Raw genomic sequence first — 6,297 nt, forward strand, 5'->3', positions numbered from 1 at the left:
CCTAGACCGTCCCCATCGCGATGAAGGCGCGACCGGCGACGAAATCGCCGGCTTCAAAGGGGACCGTCGCGACGCTGCCGTCGCGGAAGTGGAACTCCAGGGCGAAGGCCTCGCGCGGATCGAGCTGCTCCAGGGCGGCGGCGGCGGAGGGGCTGAAGGTCCAGGCCTGACCGTCGCGCTTGCCGTCAGCCAGCAGGGTCGGCGCCGCGGCGCTGACGCCCGAGGCCCAGAGACTGGCGCGGGCGGAGGCGGGGATCAGGTTGTCGCCCGCCAGCCAGGGACGCGGGGCCTTGGCCGGATCGCGGAAAACGAGGCGCGCGGCCGTCGGACGCGGATTGCCGTACCAGCTGACCACGGCGGTCAGGGCTGCCTCTTCACCTTCGCCCGCATAGCCGAAGGCGACCGGCGACGACCCGACCAGCGAGGCCTGCTGCAGGCGCCAGGTCGGGCGGCTGTAGGCCGAGCGATTGGCGACCCAGTCGAAGCGATCCCCCGGGAAGGTCATCCGCGCGGTGCGGGCCCAGCCGGCGAAGGCGCCGTCCACGCGATCGCGGACCACAGCCAGATCCGGGTCGGCGCAGGAGACCGAACCGGCGCGGGCGCGGGCGCGATATGCGACCTCGGTGAGATCGGAGGCCGCGACGCCCGAACGCAGGGCCGCGCCGCGGGCCTGGGCGGTCGCGGCGGTCAGGGCCCGGCCGATCTGGGGCTGGAACAGGTCGCAACGGGCGTCGGCGGCGACCACGAAGGCGCGCTCATAATAGGTGTCCGCGGGCCCGCCCGAGGCGGCCGCGGGGGTGACCACAGCGACGGCCGCCAGCAGGGCGGCTGCGGCGCGGGTCTGGGTTCGGATGGCGTTCTGGCCTATCGTCATGCCCCGCACCCTACGCAAGGAGCGTTCAGGTCCGGTGTCCGAGCAGGGTTAGCGATTTGCTTCTATCGAGTGATGTCTGGGTGGCCGCCCTGATCCGCCGCGCCGAGATCGGCGGCGCCTTCGCCACGGTCGCGCGCAAGGGCGACGCGCGCGCGGGGACCGTCATCGTCAAGGTGTTCAACACCGTCGAGCGTCGCGCGAGACTCTATAGTGAAGCCTTCGGTCCCGACGGCGAGCGGCTGTGGATGCAGCCCGTCGAGAGCGAGTTCGAGAGCGAGCTGGATGACTATCTGCAGCGGCAGGTTCGCTACGATCCCGATCTCTGGATCGTCGAGATCGAGGACCGCGAGGGGCGGCATTTCATTACCGAGAAGGTGGCGGGGTAGCGTCGAGGGTCGAGGGTCGAGGGTCGAGGGTCGAGGGTCGAGGGGAGGATAGCGTGAGCGGGTACACCACCTTGAAAGTGTGGCATCGGGCCATGGACCTTGCGGCCGGCGTCTATGACGTCGCCCGACAGCTTCCCAAGGCCGAGCAGTTCGGCATGACCAGCCAACTACAGCGCGCTGTCGCCTCTGTGCCCGCCAATATTGCAGAGGGGTATCAGCGCGGTAGTCGCAAGGACTACGCGCGCTTCATCGCAATCGCGCGCGGATCACTGGCTGAGACCGAGACCTTTCTGTTGCTCGCCGTTCGGGTGGGCCACCTGGAACAGTCCGTAGTCACACCGAGCCTTTCACTCGCGGATGAAGTCAGCAGGATGCTGACCCAACTCAAGCGCCGCCTTGATGCTCCGCCCGCCCGTAGCTAGCCCCGCCTCGCCCTCGACCCTCGACCCTCGACCCTCGACCCAACCGACCGGTTAACGCCGCTTGCGAACGTCGCAAATCCTTAACTGCGTTCGCACACGGAACCTCAAGCCGGGGCGCCTATGGTCACCTTCAACGGGCCGCAATGAGCCTGAACTGATGGTGGGTGTTCCGGATGCTGTTTCTTCTGAACGACGTCGTGTTCGACCTGGACGAGGCCTGCCCGGTCACGGCCGGTGACGCGCGCCGTTTCGAAGCGCTGGATCTGGACTATGTGCTGGAACTGGGCTGCGAGCTGTTCGCCGAGGACCCGCTGCTGCACCACAACGACCCGCAGCGCGCGCGCCGTCTGGCCTGGCTGATCCACGACCGCTCGCCGGACGTGAACGCCGCCCTGTTCGCCGCGCCGGAAGCCGGCTGCAACCCCGATCTGGTCGAGCCGCAGTTCTGCGCCCTGCCCCAGCCGGTGATGCGCCAGCTGCAGATGCGCGCCACCCGCGGCAAGCTGGACGCCGTCGCCGCCGACAAGGCCGTCTGGATGCGTCTGGCCGCCTGATCCGGCTTGGACCGGAGCGCCTGACACGCTAGGCCTGTCCCCGGTCTCCACCGGGGGTTCAATTGACCATGCCGTTCATCGGATCGTTCGTCCGCGCCTGCGCGGTGCTGATGCTCGCCGCTCTGTTCGCCGGCTCGCTGGGCGTGTCCTCCGCCGAGGCCCGCTGGCTGAGAGCCGAGAGCGAGCGGTTCGTCGTCTACAGCGAGGGCGGCGCCGATCAACTGACCACCTTCACCCGGAAGCTCGAGACCTTCGACCGGCTGCTGCGCTGGCGCATGGGACTGAGCGAGACCGAACCCCCGCTTCGCAAGCTGACCATCTATCTGGTGGACGGCGCGGCCGGGATTAACGCGGTGGCGCCGGGCGCGGGTTCGGCGGGGGTCGGCGGCTTCTACCGCTCGGACCGCGACGACATCTTCGCCGTCGCCATACGCGGCGGCATGGGCGACGACATCCTGCTGCACGAGTACGCGCACCATTTCATGATGCAGTACTTCCCCTACGGCTACCCCGCCTGGTTCATCGAGGGTTTCGCGGAGTATTTCGCCACCGCCGAAATCCGGCCGGACAGCATCATCGTCGGCAAGTACAACCGGAACCGCGCCGAATGGCTGCGCCTGTCGCCCTGGCTGCCGACCCGGGAACTGCTGACGAAGCGCGCCTCGCAGGTCAGCCGGCGGCAGGAGACCTACTATCCGGTCGCATGGCTGTTGACCCACTGGTTCATGGGCAATGAGGAACGCCACGCCCAGCTGAACGCCTATCTGCTGGATGTCGGCGCAGGGGGGAACGGCTCGGACGCCATGACGCGGGCCACCGGCCTGTCGCACCGCCAGTTGCGCGCCGAACTGCGCCGCTACATGGGCCGCCTGCCGTATTTCGAGATCCGCAACCGCTTCCCGCAGGCCGAGGTCACGATCACCCAGATGCCCGCCTGGGCGGATGACCTGTTGCTGCTGTCCGTCCGCTTCACGCGGGAGGTAGCCGACAACCGCAAGGCCGCCGAGATCGCCGAGGCCCGCCGCGCGGCGGCCCGCTATCCGGACGAGCCGTTCGCCCGGGTGATGCTGGGCAATGCGGAACTGAAGTTCGGGGACGCCGCGGTCGGCCAGGCCATCCTGAGGGACGTCATCGCGCGCGATCCCTCCAATCTGGAGGCGCATGTCCGCCTCGCCTCCTACCTGCTGGGGCAGGCCGAGAAGGACGAAGCCGGGCGCATGGCGCTGAAGGCGCAGGCCCAGACGCTGCTGGCCCAGGCCTACCGTCTCGATGACGCGGACTACCGCATCTTCCTGTTGCTGAGCGAGGTCAGGCAAGGCGTCGCCGGCTATCCGAACGAGAACGACATCGCGACGCTGGAGCTGGCGCTGACCCTCGCGCCGCAGGTGGATGACGCCCGGCTGTGGCTGGCGGAAGCCTATCTGGCGGCGGGCCGCAACGAGGACGCGATCACGACGGCGCGCGCCCTGGCCAACGATCCCCACGGCGGAGAAGGCGCCACGCGCGCCCAGGCCGTGATCAACCGGGCCCGGGGGCTCACCGACGAGCAGGCCCGCGCCGAGGAAGCCGCCGCGGACGCGGCCGGGGCCGGAGGGGACGAGGACGGCGAGGACTGAGCGCCTCGCCGCGCAACACGATCTTCGCTTGAAACCCCGACGTCGCGCCCGCTAGGGTCGCGTCGCCATCAGGGGGGCGAAGTGCGCGTTCTGGACAGTCTCAAGGCGATTCTGGTCGCCGCTTTCACCGTGATCCTGTGCGCCGCCCCGGCCCATGCCGAATGGCGCCGGGCCGAGAGCGCAAACTTCATCATCTATTCGCAGGGCAGCGAGGCCGCGCTGCGCCGTCAGGCGCGGACGCTGGAGCTGTACGACTACATCCTGCGCGCGCGGATGGGTTTGTCGCTGGATGAACCGCCCTACCGGAAGCTGCCGATCTACATGGTCGGCGGCCGCACGGGTCTGCGCGAGATCCGGCCGAACCTGCCGTCGCGCGTGGCCGGCTTCTACAGCCCCGCGACCGAAGGCATCTTCGCCACCGCCATTCGTGACCAGGACATGGACTTCCTGCTGCACGAGTATTTCCACCACTTCAGCTTCCAGAACAGCTCGGCCGGCAACCTGCCCGGCTGGCTGGTCGAGGGACTGGCCGAGTACTTCATGACCGCCGAGGTGCGGGACAACACCATCCGGATCGGCGACTTCAACCGCAATCGCGCCGACTGGCTGATGAACGCGACCTGGATTCCGCTGGAGGAGCTTCTGTCCAAGCGGCCGGGCGATCTGACCCGCGACTCGCACGAAAACACCTACTATCCGGTCGCCTGGCTGCTGACCCACTGGTTCATGAGCGACGACGCCCGCCGGGGCCAGCTTCAGGCCTATGTCGCGGCGGTCAGCCGGGGCGCCGATCCGGTCATCGCCATCCAGGAGGCCACGGGCCTGACCCTCGCCGGCCTGCGCGGCGCGCTGCGCAACTACACCCGGGGATCGTTGCAGATCGCGATCTATGAGGTTGATCGCCCCGAGCCGGAGATCACCGTCACCACCCTGCCCCGCTCCGCCGACGACCTGTTGCTGCTCGGCCAGAGGCTGAAGGTCGGCGTGCCGGACGAGGATCGCGCCGCGACCGCCGCCCTGGTGCGCCAGAAGGCTGCCCGCCATCCCGACGATCCCTTCGCCCTGCTGCAGCTCGGGCACGCGGAACTGCATTTCGGCGATCCGGTCGAGGGCGAGGCCGTGCTGGGCCGCCTGCTGGAGCGCGAACCGGACAATGTCGAGGCCCTGCAGCTGATGGCCGCCCGGCAGATCAGCCTGTCACGGAACGAGGGCGAGGACCGGACCCGGCGTCTGGTTCAGGCCCAAGGCTATCTGCGGCGGGCCTACGCCGCCGATCCGGAGCAGTACTACACCCTGTATATGCTGGCGCAGGTCCGGGAAGGGGCCGAAGGCTACCCGACCGAGAACGACCTGCTGACCTGGCGGCTGGCGTTTGACCGCGCGCCCCAACTGCCCGGCATCCGGCTGGGCTTCGCCTCGGCCCTGATGGAGGCGGACCGGTTCGAGGATGCGATCGCCCTGCTGACGCCGCTGGCCAATGCGCCGCACGGCGGCGGCGCGGCGGACGCCGCCCAGACCCTGCTGGAGCGGGCCGAGGCCCGGCAGACGCCCTTCACCCGGGACGAGATCGACGCAGCCCAGGACGCCGCCGCGCAACCGGCCGAGCCCGAGCCCGCGGACCCGTCTGACGCGCCTCCGCCCGAGGACGACGGCGAGGCGGAGACCGGGCCTGAAGCGCCCTAGACCAGCGTATTGAAGACGATGTGGACGATGATCGCGCCGACGGTGATCACGCCGAAGCCGAGCGCCAGGCAGATGGCGGGGTGGGGACCGTCCTCGCGGGCTGCGGGGCGGTCGTCGAGCGGGTGATGCAGGGCCATGTCCGTTCCTTCGTTTCCAAAGGCGGGGCCCGATTGCGTGACCGGACCGTCTCGCCTGACTGAACAATGATCCCATTATCCCTTCGTTGCCAAGGGATATTCACTTTCGGTGACAGACCAAACCGGCGGAAAGCCCCGCGTCAGGTGACTTTCGGCGCGGTCCGGGGTAGGTCGCGCGTCCCATGTCCAAGCTCTCTCTTCCTGAAGAAGCCGGTCGTCGCCGGACCTTCGCCATCATCGCCCACCCGGACGCCGGTAAAACGACGCTGACGGAGCACATCCTGCTGTCCGGCGGCGCGATCCGCGCGGCGGGCGCGGTGCGGGCGCGCGGCGAGAACCGCCGCACCCAGTCCGACTGGATGAAGATCGAGAAGGAGCGCGGCATCTCGGTCTCGGCGTCGGTGATGACGTTCGAGCACGACGGCAAGATGTTCAACCTGCTGGACACGCCGGGCCACGAGGACTTCTCGGAAGACACCTATCGCACCCTGACCGCCGCCGACTGCGCCATCATGGTGCTGGACGCCGCCAAGGGCATCGAGCCGCAGACGCTGAAGCTGTTCGAGGTCTGCCGCCTGCGCGACATCCCGATCATCACCTTCATCAACAAGCTGGACCGCGAGGC

8 protein-coding genes are annotated in these 6,297 nt (G+C 68.9%); 6 read left to right on the forward strand and 2 right to left on the reverse strand.

Translation table 11 applies throughout. The features are described 5' to 3' along the window. Nucleotide 1 precedes the first annotated feature (1 nt). The gene (locus VGE03_RS01840) at nt 2–874 is read right to left on the reverse strand and encodes a hypothetical protein (RefSeq protein WP_331044765.1); all 873 of its coding nucleotides are present in this window, start codon (nt 872–874) and stop codon (nt 2–4) included. A gap of 56 nt (nt 875–930) precedes the next feature. Between VGE03_RS01840 and VGE03_RS01845 the strand changes: the two genes are divergently transcribed. The 5 genes from VGE03_RS01845 (at nt 931) to VGE03_RS01865 (ending at nt 5,535) form a co-directional block, all read left to right on the forward strand. After that, nucleotides 931–1,260, forward strand: a complete 330-nt coding sequence (locus VGE03_RS01845; protein ID WP_331044766.1) for a DUF1491 family protein — start codon at nt 931–933, stop codon at nt 1,258–1,260. Nucleotides 1,261–1,313: 53 nt separating this feature from the next. Further along, the gene (locus VGE03_RS01850; protein WP_331044767.1) at nt 1,314–1,682 is read left to right on the forward strand and encodes a four helix bundle protein; all 369 of its coding nucleotides are present in this window, start codon (nt 1,314–1,316) and stop codon (nt 1,680–1,682) included. Between the two features lie 173 nt (nt 1,683–1,855). Next, nucleotides 1,856–2,236 (forward strand): hypothetical protein, encoded by a 381-nt coding sequence (locus tag VGE03_RS01855; protein ID WP_331044768.1) that lies wholly within the window; start codon nt 1,856–1,858, stop codon nt 2,234–2,236. Nucleotides 2,237–2,304: 68 nt separating this feature from the next. Further along, nucleotides 2,305–3,852, forward strand: coding sequence for a tetratricopeptide repeat protein (locus VGE03_RS01860; RefSeq protein ID WP_331044774.1), 1,548 nt, complete (start codon nt 2,305–2,307; stop codon nt 3,850–3,852). Nucleotides 3,853–3,933: 81 nt separating this feature from the next. Further along, nucleotides 3,934–5,535 carry a tetratricopeptide repeat protein gene (locus VGE03_RS01865; protein WP_331044769.1) on the forward strand — a complete coding sequence of 534 codons (1,602 nt, stop codon included), beginning with the start codon at nt 3,934–3,936 and terminating at the stop codon, nt 5,533–5,535. Here the strand turns inward: VGE03_RS01865 and VGE03_RS01870 are convergent. Beyond that, entirely contained in the window at nt 5,532–5,672 is a 141-nt protein-coding gene (locus tag VGE03_RS01870; RefSeq protein WP_331044770.1) for a hypothetical protein, read from the reverse strand. The two genes, VGE03_RS01865 and VGE03_RS01870, sit on opposite strands and share 4 nt — an antisense overlap. A gap of 182 nt (nt 5,673–5,854) precedes the next feature. Between VGE03_RS01870 and VGE03_RS01875 the strand changes: the two genes are divergently transcribed. Then, on the forward strand, nt 5,855–6,297 hold a 443-nt coding region (locus VGE03_RS01875), incomplete at its 3' end, for a GTP-binding protein (protein ID WP_331044771.1).

This window comes from Brevundimonas sp., assembly GCF_036400995.1.
Taxonomy (GTDB): domain Bacteria; phylum Pseudomonadota; class Alphaproteobacteria; order Caulobacterales; family Caulobacteraceae; genus Brevundimonas.